Below are 20,266 nucleotides of genomic sequence, written 5' to 3' on the forward strand. Positions count from 1 at the left end.
ACATGGACCTGTTGCGGCCGATCTATGCCCAGACCGCGGCCTACGGGCACTTCGGTCGCCCGGACGCCAACCTGCCGTGGGAAAACACCAACCGCGCCGCGGCGCTGAAGGACGCGGCGAAGGCCTGAACACAGGCAACGGACACCGTGCGACGGTGAGTACGTCGTCGGGGGAGGCGGGGCCGACCGGCCTCCCCCGACGACGTTCCACGCGGCCCCGCCAGCTTTGACACAATCTTAGGGAGTGGACCCCGTTATGCGCATCGCCGTCATCGGCTCGATCGCGACCGACCATCTGATGTCGTTCTCCGGCAAGATCTCCGACCAGCTGGTCGCTGACTCGCTCCAGAACGTGTCCCTGTCGTTCCTCGTCGAACACCTCGACATCCGCCGTGGGGGAGTGGCCGGGAACATCACGCTCGGACTGGGCCGTCTCGGCCTCAACCCGGTCCTGGTCGGGGCCGTCGGGCAGGACTTCGGCGACTACCGCGCCTTCCTCGAGCAGAACGGCGTCGACACCAAGTCGGTGCACGTCTCCGAGACCCAGCACACCTCGCGGTTCCTGTGCACCACCGACGAGGACCAGAACCAGATCGCCTCGTTCTACGCCGGTGCGATGAGCGAGGTCGGGGAGATCGCCGTCAAGTCCGTCGCGGACCGCGTGGGCGAGCTCGACCTGGTGCTCATCGGCGCCAACGACCCGGGCGCCATGCTGCAGCACACCGCGGAGTGCCGGACCCTCGGCCTGCCGTTCGCCGCCGACATCTCCCAGCAGCTCGCGATCATGTCGGGCGACGACGTCCGCAAGCTCGTCGACGGCGCGACCTACCTGTTCACCAACGAGTACGAGTCGACGCTGCTGCTCAAGCACACCGGCTGGAGCGAGGCCGAGGTGCTCGACCGCGTCGGCAGCTGGGTCGTCACGCTCGGTGGCAAGGGCGTGCGCATCCTCAGCAACAAGCACGAGACCGTCGAGGTCCCGGCGATCCCGGACGTCAAGGCCGCCGAGCCGACCGGGGTCGGCGACGCCTTCCGTGCGGGCTTTCTGTGGGCCCTCGGCTGCAACATGTCGCTGGAGCGCGCCGCGCAGGTGGGCTGTGTCTTCGCGAGCATCGTCCTCGAAACGGTCGGTCCGCAGGAGTACACGCTGGACCGGTCGGAGTTCTCGAACCGAGCCGCGAAGGCCTATGGCAACGACGTCGCGGCGGAGATCGAATCCAAGCTGCGGGTGTGATCATGGACAGCGCCTTTCTGTCGGCCCTCGACAAGCGGGTGCTGGTCGCCGACGGCGGCATGGGTACTGCGTTGCAGGCCTATGACCTGACGCTCGACGACTTCAATCAACTCGAGGGCTGCAACGAGATCCTCAACGAGACGCGTCCGGACGTCGTCAGCGCGATCTACCGTGGATATCTCGAAGCCGGATCGGACGCGATCGAAACCAACACATTCGGCACGAACCTCGCCAACCTCGGCGAGTACGACATCGTCCACCGGATCCGCGACCTCGCGGAGAAGGGCGCCTCGCTGGCACGGCAGGCGGCGGACGAGTACTCGACGCCCGACAAGCCGCGGTTCGTGCTGGGCTCGATGGGACCGGGTACCAAGCTGCCCACCCTGGGCCACGCCCCGTACACCGACCTGCGTGACGCCTACGTCGAGAACGTGCTCGGCCTGCTCGACGGTGGCATCGACGTCGTGCTCGTCGAGACGTCGCAGGACCTGCTGCAGACCAAGGCCGCGATCGTGGCCGCGAAGCGGGCGATGCAGCAGGCCGGCAGGCAGGTGCCGATCATCGCCCAGGTCACCGTCGAGACGACGGGCACGATGCTGGTCGGCTCGGAGATCGGTGCGGCACTGACCGCGCTGGAGCCGCTGGGCATCGACATGATCGGCATGAACTGTGCGACCGGCCCGGCCGAGATGGGCGAGCACCTGCGCGTGCTGGCCGATTACGCCACGGTGCCGATCTCCGTCATGCCGAACGCCGGACTGCCGGAGCTCGGCCCGAACGGTGCGGTGTACCCGCTGCGACCGGACGAGCTCGCCGAGTCGCTGGCCGACTTCGTGCAGCGCTACGGCGCCCGGCTGGTCGGCGGGTGCTGCGGTACGACGACCGAGCACGTGGCGGCCATCGCCGAGGCGGTCAGGGACACCGAGCCCGTGCGGCGCACCCCGGAGGTCGTCCCCTCGATCTCCTCGGTGTATCAGGCCGTGCCGTTCCAGCAGGACGCCTCGATCCTCAACGTCGGTGAACGCACCAACGCCAACGGGTCGAAGGCGTTCCGCGAGGCGATGCTCGAGCAGCGGTACGACGACTGTGTCGAGATCGCCAAGGCACAGACCCGCGAGGGTGCGCACGTGCTCGACCTGTGCGTCGACTACGTGGGCAGGGACGGCACCGTCGACATGGCCGAGCTGGCCTCGCGGCTGGCCACGGCGTCCACGCTGCCGATCATGGTCGACTCCACCGAGCCGGACGTGATCGAGGTGGCGCTGAACCACCTCGGCGGCCGGTGCCTGATCAACTCGGTGAACTACGAGGACGGCACCGATCCGGGCGGGCGCTACGACCGCATGCTCACGATGGCCCGCGAGCACGGCGCCACCGTGGTCGTGACGTGTATCGACGAGGACGGCCAGGCCCGCACGGCCGACTGGAAGATGCGCGTCGCCGAGCGCGCGATCGCCGATCTGACCGGCAACTGGGGCTTCGACGAGTCGGCGATCATCATCGACACGCTCGTCTTCCCGATCACCACCGGTCAGGAGGAGGTCCGCAAGGACGGCATCGAGACGATCAACGCCATCAAGCGGCTGAAGGAGAAGTACCCGAACGTGCAGACCACGCTCGGTCTGTCGAACATCTCCTTCGGACTGAACCCGGCCGCGCGCCAGGTGTTGAACTCGGTGTTCCTCAACGAGTGCCGCGAGGCAGGCCTCGACTCGGCGATCGTGAACTCCTCGAAGATCCTGCCGATGAACAAGATCGACGAGGAGGCTCGTCAGGTCGCGCTCGACCTGGTCTACGACCGCCGCGAGGGCGACTACGACCCGTTGCAGAAGCTCATGGAGCTGTTCGAGGGTCAGACGGCCAAGTCGGGCAGCGCGTCCCGGGCCGAGGAGCTGGCGAAGCTGCCGCTGTTCGAGCGGCTCGAGAAGCGCATCGTCGACGGCGAGCGCACCGGCCTCGAGGACGACCTCGAGGCCGCCCGCCAGGAAAAGGACCCGCTGGCGATCATCAACGAGAACCTGCTGGCCGGCATGAAGGTCGTCGGTGACCTGTTCGGTTCGGGGCAGATGCAGCTGCCGTTCGTGCTGCAGTCTGCGGAGGTCATGAAGGCCGCCGTGGCCCACCTCGAGCAGTACATGGAGAAGGACGACTCGGGCGGCAAGGGCAAGCTGCTGCTGGCCACGGTCAAGGGCGACGTCCATGACATCGGCAAGAACCTGGTCGACATCATCGTCTCCAACAACGGCTACGACGTGGTGAACATCGGTATCAAGCAGCCGGTGAACGCCATCCTCGACGCCGCGGAGGAGCACCAGGTCGATGTCATCGGCATGTCGGGTCTGCTGGTCAAGTCGACGGTCATCATGAAGGAGAACCTTCAGGAGATGAACGACCGCGGCATCGCGACCAAGTACCCGGTGATGCTCGGTGGCGCGGCGCTGACCAGGACGTTCGTCGAGAACGACCTGGACGAGATGTTCGACGGCGACGTCCGGTACGCCAAGGACGCCTTCGAGGGCCTGCACCTGATGGACCGGCTCATGGCCATCAAACGCGGGGAGACGCCCGAGGAGGACGCGGCCGAACAGGAGAAGAAGGCCGAGCGCAAGGCGCGCCGCGAGCGCTCGCAGCGGATCGCCGAGAAGCGCAAGGCCGCCCGGGCCGGCGACGGTCCCGAGCCGTCCCACGACGACACGACCCGGTCGGACGTGGCCGAGGACGTGCCGGTGCCGACGCCGCCGTTCTGGGGCTCGAAGGTCGTGCGCGGGCTGCCGGTGAACGACTACCTGCAGCTGCTCGACGAACGCGCCACGTTCTTCGGTCAGTGGGGCCTGCGCGGCGCGAAGAAGGGCGAGGGCCCTTCGTACGAGGAACTCGTCGAGACCGAGGGCAGGCCGCGGCTGCGCGCCTGGATCGACGACCTCGCCACCAGGGGCATCCTCCAGCACGCGGCACTGGTCTACGGGTACTTCCCGTGCTACTCCGACGGCAACGACCTGGTGGTGCTCGACAAGGACGAACCGGACGCCCCGGAACGCGCCCGGTTCTCGTTCCCGCGTCAGCTGCGGGACCGCAGGCTCTGCCTCGCCGACTTCTACCGGTCGAAGAAGCAGGCCGAGGAGACGGGCCAGGTCGACGTGCTGCCGTTGCAGCTGGTCACGATGGGTCAACCGATCGCGGACTTCGCCAACGAGTTGTTCGCCAAGGACGCCTATCGGGACTACCTCGAGGTCCACGGCCTCGGCGTCCAGCTGACGGAGGCCATGGCCGAGTACTGGCACCGGAGGATCCGGCAGGAGCTGCGGTTCTCCTCCGGTACCCCGGTGGCGGACGAGGACCCCGAGGACGTCACGGAGTTCTTCAAGCTCGGATACCGCGGTGCCCGGTTCTCACTGGGTTACGGCGCGTGCCCGAACCTGGAGGACCGTACCCAGATCGTCGATCTGCTGGAGGCCGAACGGATCGGTGTGGAGCTCTCCGAGGAGTTCCAGCTGCACCCGGAGCAGTCCACGGACGCGATCGTTGCCCACCACCCCGAGGCGAAGTACTTCAACACCTGACCGCAGGTGTGACGGGTGCCAGCCGTGTTTGACCGCATCACGATGAGCCTGGGAAACTCGACACGAGTCGGCCGAGAGGCGCTGCAGCGGAGACCACTCCGCCACGCTCGGCCACTTTCCCTGGCAACGGAAGGGCGCCTCTGTTTCAAGGAGGCCGTCGCGAATGCCGGATTCCCAGCTCACGAGCGCGTCGATGACGTGTGTCGACGTGCAGGCGTGCCGGTAGGCGAGGGCCAGGATCGGAAAGGAAGTCATGAGTAACAAGTTGCAGAAGGTGAACGGCCTCGAGTTCGCCGTTGCCGACCTGAATCTGGCCGAGGCCGGGCGGCACCAGCTCCGGCTCGCCGAGCACGAGATGCCGGGTCTGATGGCGACGCGGCGTGAGTTCGCGGCGTCCAAGCCCCTGAAGGGCGCTCGGATCGCGGGTTCGCTGCACATGACCGTGCAGACGGCGGTGCTGATCGAGACGCTGGTGGAGCTCGGCGCCGAGGTGCGCTGGGTCTCCTGCAACATCTTCTCGACGCAGGACGAGGCCGCCGCGGCGGTCGTCGTGGGCCCGAACGGTACGCCGGAGAAGCCGGAGGGCGTGTCCGTCTTCGCCTGGAAGGGCGAGACGCTCGAGGACTACTGGTGGTGCACCGACCAGCTCTGGGAGTTCGGCGACGGCAAGCTCGCCAACATGATCCTGGACGACGGCGGCGACGCCACGCTGCTCGTGCACAAGGGTGTCGAGTTCGAGGCCGCCGGCGCCGTGCCGCAGCCGACCGACGACGACCCGGCCGAGTTCAAGGTCGTCCTCGAGACGCTGCGCAAGTCGCTCGAGAAGGACAAGGGCCGCTTCACCAGGCTGGCCAAGGAGATCAAGGGCGTCACCGAGGAGACGACCACCGGCGTGCACAAGCTCTACGAGCTCGTCAAGTCCGGTGAGCTGCTCTTCCCGGCGATCAACGTCAACGACTCGGTCACCAAGTCGAAGTTCGACAACAAGTACGGCTGCCGCCACTCGCTGCCGGACGGCATCAACCGCGCCACCGACACGCTGATCGGCGGCAAGGTCGCCGTGGTCTGCGGCTACGGCGACGTGGGCAAGGGCTCGGCCGAGTCGCTGCGCGGCCAGGGCGCCCGGGTCATCATCACCGAGATCGACCCGATCTGCGCCCTGCAGGCGGCGATGGACGGTTACCAGGTCACGACGCTGGACGAGGTCGTCGAGACGGCCGACATCTTCATCACCACGACCGGTAACTTCAACATCATCACCGCCGAGCACATGGCGAAGATGAAGCACCAGGCGATCGTGGGCAACATCGGCCACTTCGACAACGAGATCGACATGGCCGGCCTCGAGGCCACCCCGGGCGTCAAGAAGGTCGAGATCAAGCCGCAGGTGCACGAGTTCACCTACCCGGACGGCCACTCGATCATCGTGCTGTCCGAGGGTCGTCTGCTGAACCTGGGCAACGCGACCGGCCACCCGAGCTTCGTGATGTCCAACAGCTTCACCAACCAGACGCTGGCGCAGATCGAGCTCTGGACGAAGCCGGGCGAGTACGACAAGGACGTCTACCTCCTGCCGAAGCACCTGGACGAGAAGGTGGCGCGACTGCACCTCGACGCGCTCGGCGTGAAGCTGACCAAGCTCACCAAGGAGCAGGCCGAGTACATCGGCGTCGACGTCGAGGGTCCGTACAAGCCGGAGCACTACCGGTACTGATTCCTTCACGGGTGAGGCGTGGGTGGTGGCCTCGTCGCACCGGCACGGCGTCACGGCGTCAGCGCATGACGCGTGACGCGGTGCCGTGCCGGGGCCACCACCTCCCGCCCACGCGGGTCCGTGCGGTCGTGACCGGACGCACCCGTATCCCAGGCAATCATCGTCCGTGCACGTTGAGGACCCGAGAAGGCGATTCGACATGAAAACCATTGCCCTTGAGCTGGTTCCGCCCGAGCTCGACGGCGGCACCCAGGCCGCGATCGAGGAAGGTCAGAAGGTCGCCCGCGTCGCGAAGGAAACCGGCCTGGACGGCGCGATCAAGCACCTGATGATCCCGGGCATGATCGAGGAAGAGTCCGACCGTCCCGTGGAGCTGAAGCCCCGGATGGACGTTCTGGACTTCTGGAAGACGGTCAGCGGCGAGCTGGACGGCGTGCGGGGTCTGTGCACCCAGGTCACGGCGTTCCACGACAAGCCCCAGCTCACCGAGCGACTCGGCGCCCTGCGCGGCGCAGGGATGGACGGCATCGTGTTCGTGGGCGTGCCCCGCACGATGGCCGACGGCGAGGGCTCGGGCATGGCGCCGACCGATGCGCTCGCCGAGTTCACCGACGTGGTGCCCAACCGGGGCGCCATTCTGATCCCGACGAGGGACGGCGAGCAGGGCCGGTTCGGTTTCAAGTGCGACCGTGGCGCGACCTACGGGATGACGCAGCTGTTGTACTCCGACGCGATCGTGGGTTTCCTGCGCGAATTCGCGGCGAGCACCGAGCACCGTCCCGACATCCTGCTGTCGTTCGGTTTCGTACCGAAGGTGGAGACGAAGCTCGGTCTGATCGACTGGCTGATCCAGGACCCGGGCAACGACGTGGTCAAGCAGGAGCAGGAGTACGTCGCGCGCCTGGCCGAGATGTCCTTCGAGGACAAGAAGCGCGAACTCGTCGACCTCTACAAGCGGGTCGTCGACGGTGTGGCCGATCTCGGCTTCGAGATCAGCATTCACCTGGAGGTGCCTTACGGCGTGTCCAAGCCGGCGTTCGAGGTGTTCGCCGAGATGCTGGAGCACTATTCGCCGCTGCGCTGAGTGCGCCGACCTCCCTGAGGTACGCCCCCGATGATCCCGGGCCGGTCGTGGATGGACGTCATTCACGACCGGCCCGGGATTTTTCGTGCTCTCCGTCGCCGTTCGCGCGAGTACCCACGAGCACGGTGGGCCAATCGTCGCCCGTCGCTGCGGTGGTGGACCCGTTCGTCGACACGGTCGCGGGCGTGGTGGTGCGCTGCACCGGGATGGCAGCCGTGGGGAGCCGGTAGCCGCTGAGACGGGCCATGAGCACGCGGATGCCGTTGTCGAAGGCGTAGAGCATGGCGTGGGGATGCTCGTCGGCAGGCCGGTCGCGGTGGGTGATCCGCCGCGCCAGTCCCGTGCCGCTGATGGTCCACAGCCCACCGAGTTCGTCCGCGTCGTCGCCGCCGGGGCCGGTGAACTCGACCGAGACGGGGCGGCTGACGGCGGCGCGCGACAACGTCGGATCGGTACCCGTCGGCACGAGCAGGTCCCCGCCGGGACAGGCGTAGGCGGCCAGCGGAACGGGCGCGCCGCCGTCCACCGAGATCGCCGCCGTAACGTGACGTGCCCGATCGCCGATCAAGGCAACGCAATCGTGATGGGTCAGGTCCGCTGGCTCCATGCTCGCTCCCTCCCGACCGGAGCCGCACCGCGCGTGGCGGCGCGTGCGTCCGGGGTGTTCCACGTTGTCGGAATGTGGCGTGACACCACCGGAATCACCGGCGGCGGGCGGGCGGAGAGTTCGGGTAATGTCGACGACGACGGTGATCGTCGGCTGCCCGTAGCCGACGCTCGCCGCGTCATCGGTCACTTTCCCTTGGTACGCCGGGCGAACCGATCCGTCCACACGTTGCCTCCCAGTGGGGGAGGCGAGGCGTCCGTGTGGTGGCATCCACCCGGCGGACGTTGCTGATGCGTAGCGGAGGTTGGCACATGGGCGTTTCGCAGAACCGGTTCCGGATGACGTTCGCGGGTTACGACCGCGCGGCCGTTGATCGCCACCTGTCCGCGCTCGAGGAGCAAAACCGCGCCATGGCAACGGATTGCGCGCAACAGGCGCGTCGCGCGGACGCGTTGGCGGCGGAACTCGCCGAGCTGCGGGCGGCCCACGACGCGTTGAAGAACAAGTTCGACCGCGTGTGCCGGACGCCGGTCGAGACCGACGGGCTCTCGGAGCGGATGCTGCGCATGGTGGAGCTGGCCCACGTCGAGGCCGCGGAGATCGTGCAGGACGCCCGCACGCGCGCCGACCGGACCCGCACGGCAGCCGACGAGGACGCCCGCCGGTTGCGCAGGCGCTACGAGCGGAAGCTGGCCGAGCTGGACGACCGTCGCGCGCAGCTGGAGAGCGAGTTCGCCGAGCGGATGCGGATCAACCAGGAGGAGTTCGACGAGCGCGAGCGCGCCGCCGCACAGCGCCGCCGCACGCTGGACGAACAGTCCGCGCGCCGGCGGCAGAAGGCCGAGCAGGAGCTCGGCAAGGCGTTGGCGGCGCGGCGTGCCGAGTCCGAACGGCTGGTCCAGCAGCGGGAGGCCGAGGCGGCCGAGCGTGCCGACGCGATGATCGCAACCGCCCAGGAGCGGGCGGCCGAGATGGTCGCGCGGGCCACGGCGCGGGTCAACGAGCTGGAGGACGTGCAGGACACGTTGCTGGCACGGCTGCGGGAGACCCGGGAGATCCTCAGCGCGGTCGGCGATCTCACCGAGCCGGGCGACGACGAGGAGGCGGCCCTGGCCGTGGAGGCGGTGCCGGAGCAGCGGCACACCGAGTCCGACGGTGAGCCGGATGTGATCGTCGCCGTGCCGGGCACGGTGTCGTCGGCGGACCGGGCGCGTGCCGTGCCCGGTGGTGTGGCGAGCGACGGTGTCGCGGCTGATGGCGCTGCGGCTGATGGCGCTGCGGCTGATGGCGCTGCGGGTGATGGCGTGGCCGACGACCGGGCTGCGGCCGTGGGTGTGGAGAGTGGCAGTGCGGGGAGTGTGGCCGTCGCGGACGAGGAGAGGCTGACGTCGGCGACGCCGGCCTGAGCCTGCTCCTGTTCCGGTACCCCTGCCGTTGCTGTTCCCGTTGTCGTTGACGTAGTCGCCGTAGTTGACGTTGTTGCTGTTGCCGGGCCGGTTCCGGTGCAGCGGGGTTCGCTCGGTGGTGGCCGCCTGGGTGGGCGGCCGGTGGCACGCTGTGGCTGCCGCGCGCCCGCCCGGGTGGTGCTGCTGGTCCGACCCGGTGGCGGCGTGATCGTTTTATTGCACATGAAGATCGGTTTCAGTAGCACTGGGAGGGTCGCCCACCGTCGGTCGACGGCGCGGCGAGTGTTTCGTCAATCCCGAGTGCGAGGAAGGCTGGAGGCCGACCCATGTCGCTGAATGTGCCCACCGATCTGCTGGAGCGTGCCGAGCGGGGAGACGTCGACGACGCCGAGTTCGTGGCGTGTGTGCGGGAGTCGCTGCCGTACGCCTGGGAGATCATCACGGGCGTGGTCGCTGACTTGGAGACCGAGGGAGGACCTTTCGCCGACCACGCGACGCCGCCGCCGAGCGAGGCCGAGCGCGGTCAGCTGCTGCGGGCGCTGGCGTCCGATTCCATCCGCGGAGGGCTGGAGCGGCACTTCGGGGTGCGGCTGGCGTTCCAGAACTGCCACCGGGTCGCGGCGTTCCGGCCGGGTGCGGTCGACGGGGACGAGTACCGCGAGTTCGTGTCCGTCCGCGGTCAGCTGCTGAATCAGAGCCCGGAGCTCAGGGACTGCTGAGCAGGCAGGCGGCTCTCGCGCACCGCGGGCAGCACCTCGGCGCCGAGGCGACGGATGGTGTCCAGTGTGCGTGCGCGGGAGCCGCCGCCCTCGACCATCATCAGCACGCGGTCGACGCCCGTGGCGGTGACGTGCTCGTGCAGGTGGTCCGCACAGTCCTCGGGACTGCCGACCGGATGCAGCCGGCACAGGGTCTCGGCGTACTCGATCGGGTCGCGGGACGGGCGTGACCTGCCGGCGACGGGGACGTATCCGGCCAGTCCGGGGCCGAGCCAGCGGGGGAGCGATTCGCGGAGGTGGCGCAGCGCCGTGTCCCGGTCGTCGGCGACGTAAGCCAGCACGACCGAGGTGTGTGCGACACCGGCCGGGTCGCGGCCGGCGGCGTGGGCCGCGTCGGCGTAGGTGGCAAGCATGCGGTTCTTCTCCTCGGTGCCGATGTGCATGCCGAGGAGCATCGGCAGGCCGCGTGCGGCGGCCAGTGCCGTGGTTGCCTGCGACGTGCACGCCACGGTGACCGGCGGGCGCGGCCGGGTGTGCGGCGGCGGCACGAGCGGCACCTCGGGGAAGGTGAAGGTGGTCCCGTCGCCGCGGACGGTGTCGCCGGACAGTCCGCCCAGCAGGACGTCGAGGCCGTCCGGGAAGCCGTGGTCGTAGCGTTCGATGCCGGTGCCGAAGACGTCGAGGTCGATCCAGGGGCCGCCGCGTCCGACGCCGAGGGCGAAGCGGCCACCGGAGAGTTGGTCGAGCATGCGGGTCTGTTCGGCCAGCGCGACCGGGTGGACGGTCGACAGGACGCTCACGGCGGTGCCCACGGTGATGCGGTCGGTGGCGCCGAGGGCGTGGCCCGCGAACGTGATCGCCGAAGGGCAGGTGCCGTAGGTCATGAAGTGGTGTTCGGCGATCCACGCTTCGTCGAAGCCGGCCGTTTCGGCGGCGACGACGCTCTCGGCCGCCGTGCGTAACGCGTCGCCGGGGTCCTGGTCGCCGAACGTCGCGCCGAGGAGGAACACACCGAGTCTCACGGAGGGTGACCTTACGGTACGGATTCGTCCGAAGTGGACCGGTGGGGTGTGGTGTCCCAGGGTAGGCGGGCTGTGTTGGTGTCGACCGGCGGGTCACCGGTACGGGTGAGTTGATACCGTCGTGGCGTGGGGAAACTTCGATCGCGCATCACGGGGTGGGTCACGCGGCGGTATCTGGCGCGTGCGCAGCGCAAGGGCGGCCTCGACCTGCAGAAAGTGCTGCCCGATTCGGCGCTGATGGCGTTGCGGCGGGACGATCTCGATCCGGTGCGGGAGCTCGCGGAGGCGCGGCGCACGGAGCCGGTGCGGAAGCTGCCGTTGCCGTTCGACCTGAACGTGTGGCTGGTCAGCGGCTACGACGAGGCCAAGGCCGTGCTGGGGGACGGCAAGGGTTTCAGTAACGATTTCGGCAATCTGATGGCCGAACTGGGGATGGATCCGGACGACAACCCGGGTGGACTGGGGTTCGCGGATCCGCCGGTGCACACGCGGTTGCGCAAGCTGTTGACGCCGGAGTTCACGATGCGGCGGTTGTCGCGGCTGCGGCCGGGCATCGAGCAGATCGTCAACGACCGGCTCGACGCGATGGAGGAGAAGGCGCAGCGGGGCGAACCGGTCGACCTGGTCGAGGAGTTCGCGCTGCCGATCCCGTCGTTGGTGATCTGCGAGCTGCTGGGCGTTCCGTACTCGGAGCGGGACGAGTTCCAGCATCTGGCGGTGGCCCGGTTCGACCTGTTCGCGGGTGCGGGTGCGGCCGTGGGGGCGATCTCGGAGTCGCTGGAGTACCTGCTGAAGGTGGTCAAGGAGCAGCGCGAGGAGCCGGGTGACGGGCTGATCGGGATGATCATCCGCGAGCACGGCGACGAGATCGACGACCGCGAGCTGGCCGGCCTGGCCGACGGTGTGTTGACCGGCGGGTTCGAGACGACGGCGAGCATGCTCTCGCTCGGTGCACTGGTGTTGTTGCGGGATCCGGAGACGTTCCGCCGGGTCCGGGAGGACGACGAGGCCGTGCGGGTGTTCGTCGAGGAGGCGTTGCGCTATCTGACGGTGGTCCAGGTGGCGTTCCCGCGGTTCGCGCGGGAGGACATCGAGGTCGGTGGCGTGACGATCGGCAAGGGCGACATGGTCGCCGTGTCGCTCTCGGGTGCCGACCGGGACGGGGCGCTCGGCGAGGACCTCGACACGTTCGACGCGCAGCGGGATCCGACCCAGCACCTGGCGTTCGGGTACGGCGCGCATCGATGTGTGGGCGCGGAGCTGGCGCGGTTGGAGCTGCGTGCGGCGTATGCGGCGTTGGTACGGCGGTTCCCCGACCTGCGGCTGGCGGTGGACCCGGAGGAGCTGGAGTTCCGGCAGACGTCGATCGTGTTCGGCGTGGAGAAGCTCCCGGTGCACGTGAACTGAGCCGCTCACCGCGGTACCGCCGGGTCGCCGCGTTGTCGTGCTGCGGTGTTGCCGTGTCGCTGTGTTGTCGTGTCGCCCGGCCGTCGACGCTCAGCCGCCTGCCATGGCGCCGATGACCATGAGCGGTTCGGTGCCGCGGACGACCGGTTCGGGCAGCGGGGTGTCCTGGGGTTCGTGGGACAGGTCTTCCTCGCAGGCGAAGAATCGGACGAACGCGCGACGTCGTCCCGCATCGTGGTGGCGGATGGTGCCCTTGAGGACCGGGTAGCGCTCTTCGAGCACGTCGAGCACGGCGCCGATGGTCACCGGGCCGGGCACGTCGAGCGTCAGTTCGCCGTCGAGGTTCGCGAGCTTGCGCAGGTGTGTGGGCAGGTGAATGCGGATGGCCGTGGTCGTGTCGGTCATGGCAGCGTCTGCACCTCCACGGACAGGACGGCGGGCAGGTCGCGGACGATGGGTTGCCAGGTGTCGCCCGCGTCGGCGGAGCCGTACACCTGGCCTCCGGTGGTGCCGAAGTAGACGCCGCACTCGTCGAGTTCGTCGACGGCCATGGCGTCGCGCAGGACGTTGACGTAGCAGTGTTCCTGGGGCAGGCCGCGGGTGAGTGGTTCCCATTCGCCGCCGCCGGTGCGGCTGCGGTAGACGCGGAGTTTGCCGTCGACGGGGAAGTGTTGCTCGTCGCTGGTGATGGGCACGACGTAGACCGTGTCGGCGTCGTGGGCGTGGACGTCGATGGGGAAGCCGAAGTCGGTGGGCAGTCCGTCGCCGATGTCGTACCAGGTGGCGCCGTCGTCGTCGCTGCGCATGACGTCCCAGTGTTTCTGCATGTACAGCGTGTCGGGGCGGGCCGGGTGGCGTGCGAGGTTGTGCACGCAGTGGCCGACCTCGGCTTCGGGCTGGGGGATCTGGCCGGAGTTGAGGCCGCGGTTGGCGGGTTGCCACGTCTTGCCGCCGTCGGCGGTGCGGAAGACGCCTGCCGCGGAGATCGCGACGTGGAGGCGGTCGGCGTCGCGCGGGTCCTGGATGATCGTGTGGAGGCACATGCCGCCGGCGCCGGGTTGCCAGTCGGGTCCGGATTCGTGGCCGCGAAGGCCGCGGAGTTCCTGCCAGCTCTGGCCTGCGTCGACCGAGCGGAACAGGGCGGCGTCCTCGACACCGGCGTACACGGTGTCCGGATCGGACAGTGACGGTTCGAGGTGCCAGGCGCGGGTGAACTCCCACGGGCGCTGGGATCCGTCGTACCACTGGTGCGTGCCGACCTCGCCGTCGTAGCGGAATTCGTTGCCGACCGGTGTCCACGTCGTGCCGCCGTCGTCGCTGCGGTGGATCTGCTGGCCGAACCAGCCGAGGGAGGCGGAGGCGTAGATGCGGTCGGGGTTCTGGGGTGAGCCGTTGAGGTGGTAGAGCTCCCAGCCCCCGAACAGTGGGCCTTCGACCTTCCACTCGCGGCGGGTGCCGTCGGCGGTCAGGAGGAAGGCGCCTTTGCGGGTGCCTACGAGTACGCGTACGCCGGCCATGCTGCGGTCCCCTTCTCGAGTCGGATGAGGGAACTGTAACCGGGATCACTTGTCAAAAACAACCGTGCATCGGTCAAGCAAGATCACGGCCGGGCCGGTGGAGTGTCAGTTCCCTGTCGGGTCGTCGCCCGTCCTGCGGTCGGAGTGGCCGAGGTCGCGGGTGGGGTCGACGATGTCGCGGACCCTACGCTTGAGGTCTGACAGTTCGGGGAATCCGCCGTCGGCCTTGCGGGACCACAGGGTGCGGCCGTCGAGGCGGATGTCGAACACGCCGCCGGTGCCGGGCACGAGTGCCACTTCGCCCAGCGCGGTCGGGAAGGTGGTCAGGAGTTCCTGCGCGGTCCATCCGGCGCGCATCACCCAGCGGCACCGGGTGCAGTACTCGATCTCGAGACGAGGTGCGCGCGCGGCGGCGTCGGTCGTGGTCATGCCGACGAGTATCGCCGCTGCATCGAGGGTGGAGCTGGGTGGATATAGTTCGGACGGCACCCGCCGGGTGTCAGGGGCCGGTAGCTCAGTTGGTTAGAGCAGGGGACTCATAATCCTTTGGCCGTCGGTTCAAGTCCGACCCGGCCCACCCTTGTGACCTGCATGTTCGCGATCCCGATCGCGAGGTCAAGATCGTTTGTCCATGGCTTTGTCCATGGCCGAGTTCTTGACCGGCGCTGGCGGGCGGCGGACTCTGGACGCATGGCTGGGGTTGAGAACGGCAGTGACCGGCGGGGTCGCGGCAACATCCGGCGCCGCGGTGGTTCGCTGCAGGTGCGCGTGTACTCGGGTGTCGATCCGGTGACCGGCAAGGAGATCTACTTGTCGGAGACTGTGCCGGGTACGGACAAGGCGGCGTACCGGCGTGCGGACAAGGTGATGACCAAGCTGCAGTCGCAGGTCGATAAGCAGCGGGTGCCGAGTACGAACGTCTCGTTCTCGTATGCCATCGACGAGTGGTTGCGCAGTAGTGACATCGAGCCGACGACGCGGCATGCGTACGTGGGCTACATCGAGCGCACGATCCGTCCCGCGCTCGGTGAGATGCCGGTGAACAAGCTGAGCGCGCGGAACTTGGAGACGTTGTACGGGGAGTTGCGTCGGTGCCGGCGCCGCTGTGACGGTCTGCCGTACATCGAGCACAAGTCCGGCGACGAGCACGACTGCAAGAAGTCCAAGTGCAAGTCCCATGAGTGCAGGCCGATGGCTCAGGCGTCGGTGCGGCAGATTCACGCGATCATCAGTGGTGTGCTGAACGCCGCGGTGCGGTGGGAGTGGATCGACTCGAGTCCCGCCAAGGTTGCACAGCGCCCGCGCCAGCCTGCTCCCCGGCCGGATCCGCCGTCGCCGGACGAGGCGGCCAAGCTTGTGGAGAAGGCATTCGGGCTCGACGAGGCCTGGGGCACGTTGGTGTGGCTGGTGATGACGACCGGTATGCGTCGCGGGGAGGTCTGCGCACTCCGGTGGTCCAGAGTCGACCTCGATGAAGGCGTCGTGGATGTGCGGAGCAGCTACACGACGGTGCGCGGAATCGGCAAGGAGAAGGACACGAAGACGCATCAGATCCGCCGGATCGCGCTCGATACCGAAACGGTCGTGTTGTTGCGGGAACACAAGAAGCGTTGCCAGGAGCTGTTCGAGAAGCTCGAGGCTGTGTGGGATGAGGAATCGTACGTCTTCACCGGCGCGCGAGGTGACCTGACAGAGCCGTATCCGCCTGACGCGGTGTCGAATCGCTACAAGAAGATGGCGACCCGGCTGGGTATCAAGACACACCTGCACGCGCTACGGCACTACTCGGCCACCGAGCTGCTGACCGCGGGCGTGGACTTGCGCACGGTGGCCGGTCGGCTCGGGCACGGTGGAGGAGGAGCGACCACGCTCCGCGTGTACGCGGCCTGGGTGGCGGCCAGCGACCGGAAGGCAGCCGAGATCCTGGGTTCTCGACTGCCGAAACGGCCGCCGAAGGGCAGTGTCGAGGAGTGACCGGATCCGTCCGGTCAGCCGGAGGCGGCCATGCCCCGATCCTGACCAAGAACACCGGCGGACGCCGCGCGCTGGAACCTCTGCTCAGTTCCGGGGCAGCGTGGCATGGGGAGGCCATCCGCAACCTCGGCCACCGGCGCGAGATCTACGACCAGCTCTGAAGCCTTCTCAGGAGATGGCATCCAGTTGGTCAGCGGATTCGCCGAGCGCGCGCAGCAAGCGAAACAGCACAGCCTGAGTGATCCTGCGAGGATCCTCCACGAGCTCGACGGTGGAGGCTTCGGTCCCGTACACATAGCTCGGCTCGCTGAACGCGGGGAATTCTGAGAGCGACATGACATTCTGTGCGCGTGAGCTCTGCTTGCCTTGCATGTTGGTTGCGCCCACGCCGATCAGCCAGCGGCCGTTGTAGCCGTACGTGGCGCCGACCTTGCCTGCCAGCGCGGCCAGGCCGTGGGGCGCAGCGATCATGTTCGGCACGAGCAGGCAGTCCTTGCCGTCACGTCCGATGGCCGAGGCACCACCGGTGTAGCAGGTAATGGCGCCGTCATCGGACATCTCGACATCGAGGAGCTGCCTCTCGAGGTCAGGATTGAGATCAGCCGGTGGAACCCGCGCGAAAAGTCTCGACGATGCCCATCCCCGCCCCGGCGCGCGGAGTTCGTGCGTCTGCAGGTATTCCCAGACTCGCGACCTGTCAGTGTTGCTGTTCCAGAGTGTTTGCAGGACGAGCTCGTCGAACTGCTGCTCCTCGAGCACATCGGTGAGCAGATCGACGCGACTTCCGAGCGGCTGCGCCACGCCGAACAGGTGAGCATTGTGTCGGTCAGGGATGGGGACCGGGTCGCGGGCAATCTCTTTCTCGATGAGGTCATGGATGGTGAGGTCCCGTGCGCGTCGCACCGCGTGGAGGCGGTAAACCTCGTTGTCGCTGAGCTTGTGCTTGGTGGTGTCGTTACGACCCCAGTAGGCGTGATCGACCATGTGCGGCGCCAACGGGCTCGCCGGGACCTCGACCAGCAACACTCCACGTGTGGGGTCTTGGTCATCGGGAATGGGGGGCAGGTGACAAACAGTGGCGGTCACAGTGGGTGCGTGCGATCTGGTCGACCTTCTCGGCCAATCCGTTCAGGGCCACCGGGCGGACGGTGAAGGTCTGGGTGTCCTTGTCCTCCTCTACGCCGACCACCAGGCAGCCCGAATCGATGGCGAATGCAGCGATATCGCGGGCGATTTCTTTATTGGCAGACGGTGTGCGCTGCTAAGCAACGACCAGCAGGCCGCGGAGGCGATGCCGCTGCCGTGGCAGACCCAGCACCGGTATCTGGTGCTGCGCACACCGGAGGCGCCGGAGTTGTGGGTGCGAGCCGTGCCGCAGTACCCGGCCACCTACCGCGTTGAGGCGCTGCTGCTGGTCCGGGAGATCGAGCCGGAACGCGGAATGTGACGCTGGCAGGTGCTCACCGCCGAGGAGAATCCGGTACTGCTGGCCGAGAGTGCCGCCGGGCCAGGCCCGGCCCTGGCTGCTGCGCGAGAACACCAGCTATGACCTGGAGTACGACGACATCGAGGGCGGCTGGCAGGTTTTCGGCCACGCCCCCGACGGGACCGCGCCCCGCTCCTGACCGCCTAGTTCCTTGCTGACCCGGTCTACCGGTGCAAGATCTCGCGGCAGCTGAACAAGGGCGAATCGCTGCACGCGTTGAAGAGGGACCTGCTCTCTGCCCATCAGGGTGCCGGCCGCGGCCGGCATCTGGAGGCCCAGACCAGAACATCAACTTCTTCGGTGCCATCGACGTCGACATCGAAGATGAGCTCGCCCAGCTCGGCCCGACTGGATACCGGCCGTTGCGAGTGCGCGACACCTTGTTCTGACCGCTGCGGCCCCGCTTGGAGACAGTGCTGGGCAAGCGTGGCCTTCGCGATCGGCACACCGCGCGTGATCTCGTCTAAGGCCCGGTGTGTGGGTGGGCTTACGTCGAGGTGGCGGCGCGGTGGAGGTGTTCGGCGGTGATCTGGCAGAGCTGTCGTGTGGTGGTGTCGTCGAGGTCGTGGGTGATCGCGCCTTCGAGGGCGAAGGTCGCTCCGGCGATCTCGGCGGCACGGTGTTCGGTGGTCAGCGGGCCGGGGAGCTGGCGCTCGAAGAGGTTTTCGAAGGTCTGGTGGAAGCCGGTGTGCCAGTCGCGGACAGCGGGCGAGATGGCCACTCGGCTGTGCACGGTGGCGACCAGGTGCTTGACCGGGCGCAGTCGCTCGATCAGCCACAGGAACTGCTCGGCGAGGGAGCGGGCGGCCAGCGAGGCATGCTCGGTGAGCAGTGTTTGAAGGTAGAGGTCGGCGACTGCTACCAGCAACTCGTCCTTGTCGCGGAAGTACCAGTAGAGCGTGTTCGGTGTGACGCCGGCGTGCTGGGCGAGCCGGCTCATCGAGGTGGCCTCGTAGCCATCGGCGATGAGCAACTGGGCGGCGGCGGCCAGCAGCTCGTCTCGCTTCTGTTGTTTGGGGACCGGGCGTCGGTTGCGGGGCACGCCTGCATCTTGACAGGTATTCAAGAAGCAGCCAACCTGTCTTGAATGACAATCAAGAAGGGTTCGGAGATGACCGACGCCGCTGTGCCCGAACGTCGCGAGTTGCTCTTCCCGTCCGGTACTGACCACTGCCACGCCTGGCTCTACCTCCCGGCCACTACCGCGAAGGCCGGCCCGCCACCGGTAGTGGTCATGGCGCATGGCCTCGGTGCGGTGAAGACACTGCGGCTCGGGGCCTTCGCGGAGCGGTTCCGGGCCGCGGGCTACGCCTGCCTGGTCTTTGACTATCGCCACTTCGGCGACAGTGAAGGGCAGCCGCGCGAGTTGCTCAGCATCCGCCGCCAGCGGGAAGACTGGCGCGCGGCGGTGGCCTTCGCCCGGTCTCTGCCCGAAATCGACGGTAGCCGGGTCGTGCTGTGGGGCACCTCGTTCGCAGGGGGGCACGCGATCACCACCGCCGCCGAGGATCACGGGGTGATCGCCGCGATCGTGCAGTGCCCTTTCACCGACGGTCTGGCATCTGTCCGGCAGCGCTCCGTGCGCTCGACCGCTCGGCTGGTCGCCGCCGCTGCCAGGGATACCGTTGCTCACGCATTGGGGCGTCCGCCGGTGCGTGTGAAGGTCGCGGCCCGGCCTGGCGAGGTCGGTCTGATGGTCGCGTCCGATCACGCGGGCGACGTCGTCGGCGAAGTGATCGGACTTCTCACGGCGTCCGGTTTGGCTGAACAGGACTACCGCAACGACGTACCCGCCCGGGTGGCATTCACGATCCCGTTCGACGTTCCGGGCAGGCGGATCCGCGACATCCGGTGCCCGATCCTGTTTTGTGTCTGCGACGGCGACACCGTCGCACCCGCCGGCGCGACCCTTCGCCACGCCGCAAAGGCAGCCCACGGCGAGATCCTTCGCTACCCGGTCAAGCACTTCGACATCTACGACGGCGAACAGTTCGAGCGGGTCATCACCGACCAACTCGCCTTCCTGCACACGAACGTGCCGGTTGGCCCCTGAACCCGGCTCGCAACCGGCACCCAAAGGTCGAGGCCCGTACACAAACGATCTCTCATCCGTTTCTGAGAAACGTTTCTGAGGCGATTCAGGGATGGAGGGCATCGAACCGGCCGCACTGTCCGACGCCGATGAGGTCGAGCGGCACCCGTGCCCGCGCTGCCTCGCCGAGCCCGGTTCGCCCTGCCTGTCCCGCTCCGGCGCGGTCGCCGGGACCTACCACACCGGCCGGTTCACCAAGGTGGATCGACTGGCGAAGGAACTGCGCGTGCCAACCTCGGCCGACCGCGGACCGGGGCAGCCGTGGCGGCCGGGCACGCCGCCGCCGACGCCGATCCCCGCGGACACGGCGAGCGCGGACATCCGCATCGGGTACGCCCGCTGCTCGCACCTAGGGCGTGTCTCCTAAAGATCTGTGGTGAGAGGGGGGATTGTTGATCGCATGTCACGTTCTGCGGTGCTCACTGACGCTCAATGGGCTCGGATT

20 protein-coding genes, 1 tRNA gene and 1 pseudogene are annotated in these 20,266 nt (G+C 68.0%); 15 read left to right on the top strand and 7 right to left on the bottom strand.

Annotated features, from left to right (window positions below):
• From IF64_RS28015 to IF64_RS0124240, 5 genes and pseudogenes are all read left to right on the top strand, one after another.
• Window positions 1–128 (top strand): annotated as a pseudogene (locus tag IF64_RS28015) (methionine adenosyltransferase); the annotation flags it as partial.
• Between the two features lie 127 nt (window positions 129–255).
• On the top strand, window positions 256–1,233 hold the full coding sequence (locus IF64_RS0124225) for a carbohydrate kinase family protein (RefSeq protein WP_030534488.1): 978 nt from the start codon (window positions 256–258) through the stop codon (window positions 1,231–1,233).
• Between the two features lie 2 nt (window positions 1,234–1,235).
• Window positions 1,236–4,793 carry a methionine synthase gene (gene metH, locus IF64_RS0124230; RefSeq protein WP_030534489.1) on the top strand — a complete coding sequence of 1,186 codons (3,558 nt, stop codon included), beginning with the start codon at window positions 1,236–1,238 and terminating at the stop codon, window positions 4,791–4,793.
• A 253-nt stretch (window positions 4,794–5,046) separates the two neighbouring features.
• Window positions 5,047–6,507, top strand: coding sequence for an adenosylhomocysteinase (gene ahcY, locus IF64_RS0124235; protein WP_030534490.1), 1,461 nt, complete (start codon window positions 5,047–5,049; stop codon window positions 6,505–6,507).
• Window positions 6,508–6,706: 199 nt separating this feature from the next.
• Window positions 6,707–7,591: a mycobacterial-type methylenetetrahydrofolate reductase gene (locus IF64_RS0124240; RefSeq protein WP_030534491.1), complete on the top strand. Its 885-nt coding sequence runs from the start codon at window positions 6,707–6,709 to the stop codon at window positions 7,589–7,591.
• A 58-nt stretch (window positions 7,592–7,649) separates the two neighbouring features.
• Here IF64_RS0124240 and IF64_RS26345 read toward each other — a convergent pair whose 3' ends face one another.
• Complete coding sequence (locus tag IF64_RS26345; RefSeq protein WP_145600306.1) at window positions 7,650–8,198, bottom strand: hypothetical protein; 549 nt, start codon at window positions 8,196–8,198, stop codon at window positions 7,650–7,652.
• A gap of 311 nt (window positions 8,199–8,509) precedes the next feature.
• On the opposite strand from IF64_RS26345, the gene IF64_RS0124250 reads away from it, so the two are divergent.
• Complete coding sequence (locus IF64_RS0124250) at window positions 8,510–9,604, top strand: coiled-coil domain-containing protein (RefSeq protein ID WP_051758132.1); 1,095 nt, start codon at window positions 8,510–8,512, stop codon at window positions 9,602–9,604.
• Window positions 9,605–9,930: 326 nt separating this feature from the next.
• Complete coding sequence (locus tag IF64_RS0124255) at window positions 9,931–10,323, top strand: SCO5389 family protein (RefSeq protein ID WP_030534494.1); 393 nt, start codon at window positions 9,931–9,933, stop codon at window positions 10,321–10,323.
• On the opposite strand, the gene IF64_RS0124260 is transcribed toward IF64_RS0124255, so the two are convergent.
• Complete coding sequence (locus IF64_RS0124260; RefSeq protein ID WP_030534495.1) at window positions 10,296–11,345, bottom strand: LLM class flavin-dependent oxidoreductase; 1,050 nt, start codon at window positions 11,343–11,345, stop codon at window positions 10,296–10,298. The genes IF64_RS0124255 and IF64_RS0124260 overlap by 28 nt on opposite strands.
• Before the next feature lie 126 nt (window positions 11,346–11,471).
• On the opposite strand from IF64_RS0124260, the gene IF64_RS0124265 reads away from it, so the two are divergent.
• Window positions 11,472–12,752, top strand: a complete 1,281-nt coding sequence (locus tag IF64_RS0124265) for a cytochrome P450 (protein WP_030534496.1) — start codon at window positions 11,472–11,474, stop codon at window positions 12,750–12,752.
• A 90-nt stretch (window positions 12,753–12,842) separates the two neighbouring features.
• Here the strand turns inward: IF64_RS0124265 and IF64_RS0124270 are convergent, their stop codons facing one another.
• The 3 genes from IF64_RS0124270 to IF64_RS0124280 all read right to left on the bottom strand — a co-directional run bounded on the left by IF64_RS0124270 (window position 12,843) and on the right by IF64_RS0124280 (window position 14,698).
• The gene (locus IF64_RS0124270; protein ID WP_030534497.1) at window positions 12,843–13,157 is read right to left on the bottom strand and encodes a MoaD/ThiS family protein; all 315 of its coding nucleotides are present in this window, start codon (window positions 13,155–13,157) and stop codon (window positions 12,843–12,845) included.
• A complete protein-coding gene (locus IF64_RS0124275) occupies window positions 13,154–14,269 on the bottom strand; it encodes a WD40/YVTN/BNR-like repeat-containing protein (RefSeq protein ID WP_030534498.1) in 1,116 nt (371 codons plus the stop codon). Before IF64_RS0124275 ends, IF64_RS0124270 begins: the two co-directional genes overlap by 4 nt.
• A gap of 105 nt (window positions 14,270–14,374) precedes the next feature.
• Window positions 14,375–14,698 (bottom strand): Rdx family protein, encoded by a 324-nt coding sequence (locus IF64_RS0124280; protein ID WP_030534499.1) that lies wholly within the window; start codon window positions 14,696–14,698, stop codon window positions 14,375–14,377.
• Window positions 14,699–14,772: 74 nt separating this feature from the next.
• On the opposite strand from IF64_RS0124280, the gene IF64_RS0124285 reads away from it, so the two are divergent.
• The 3 genes from IF64_RS0124285 to IF64_RS27365 all read left to right on the top strand — a co-directional run bounded on the left by IF64_RS0124285 (window position 14,773) and on the right by IF64_RS27365 (window position 16,404).
• Window positions 14,773–14,846 (top strand) — tRNA-Ile (locus IF64_RS0124285).
• A gap of 113 nt (window positions 14,847–14,959) precedes the next feature.
• Window positions 14,960–16,243 carry a site-specific integrase gene (locus IF64_RS0124290; protein WP_030534500.1) on the top strand — a complete coding sequence of 428 codons (1,284 nt, stop codon included), beginning with the start codon at window positions 14,960–14,962 and terminating at the stop codon, window positions 16,241–16,243.
• Window positions 16,240–16,404: a hypothetical protein gene (locus IF64_RS27365; protein WP_157575537.1), complete on the top strand. Its 165-nt coding sequence runs from the start codon at window positions 16,240–16,242 to the stop codon at window positions 16,402–16,404. Before IF64_RS0124290 ends, IF64_RS27365 begins: the two co-directional genes overlap by 4 nt.
• A gap of 7 nt (window positions 16,405–16,411) precedes the next feature.
• Here IF64_RS27365 and IF64_RS0124300 read toward each other — a convergent pair whose 3' ends face one another.
• Entirely contained in the window at window positions 16,412–17,266 is an 855-nt protein-coding gene (locus IF64_RS0124300; protein ID WP_145600310.1) for a hypothetical protein, read from the bottom strand.
• 52 nt (window positions 17,267–17,318) lie between these two features.
• Between IF64_RS0124300 and IF64_RS0124305 the strand changes: the two genes are divergently transcribed.
• Together IF64_RS0124305 and IF64_RS27800 are read left to right on the top strand one after the other, a co-directional pair.
• Window positions 17,319–17,690, top strand: coding sequence for a hypothetical protein (locus tag IF64_RS0124305; protein WP_030534502.1), 372 nt, complete (start codon window positions 17,319–17,321; stop codon window positions 17,688–17,690).
• Between the two features lie 246 nt (window positions 17,691–17,936).
• On the top strand, window positions 17,937–18,257 hold the full coding sequence (locus IF64_RS27800; RefSeq protein WP_246134873.1) for a hypothetical protein: 321 nt from the start codon (window positions 17,937–17,939) through the stop codon (window positions 18,255–18,257).
• On the opposite strand, the gene IF64_RS0124315 is transcribed toward IF64_RS27800, so the two are convergent.
• Complete coding sequence (locus IF64_RS0124315; protein ID WP_030534503.1) at window positions 18,217–18,771, bottom strand: TetR/AcrR family transcriptional regulator; 555 nt, start codon at window positions 18,769–18,771, stop codon at window positions 18,217–18,219. The two genes, IF64_RS27800 and IF64_RS0124315, sit on opposite strands and share 41 nt — an antisense overlap.
• A 45-nt stretch (window positions 18,772–18,816) precedes the next feature.
• Here IF64_RS0124315 and IF64_RS0124320 point away from each other — a divergent pair, with 45 nt between their 5' ends.
• Together IF64_RS0124320 and IF64_RS0124325 are read left to right on the top strand one after the other, a co-directional pair.
• Window positions 18,817–19,782, top strand: a complete 966-nt coding sequence (locus tag IF64_RS0124320; RefSeq protein ID WP_246134678.1) for an alpha/beta hydrolase — start codon at window positions 18,817–18,819, stop codon at window positions 19,780–19,782.
• Window positions 19,783–19,873: 91 nt separating this feature from the next.
• Entirely contained in the window at window positions 19,874–20,188 is a 315-nt protein-coding gene (locus IF64_RS0124325) for a zinc finger domain-containing protein (RefSeq protein ID WP_030534505.1), read from the top strand.
• The last annotated feature ends 78 nt before the right edge of the window (window positions 20,189–20,266 follow it).

Source organism: Prauserella rugosa, from assembly GCF_000719975.1.
Lineage (GTDB): Bacteria > Actinomycetota > Actinomycetes > Mycobacteriales > Pseudonocardiaceae > Prauserella > Prauserella rugosa.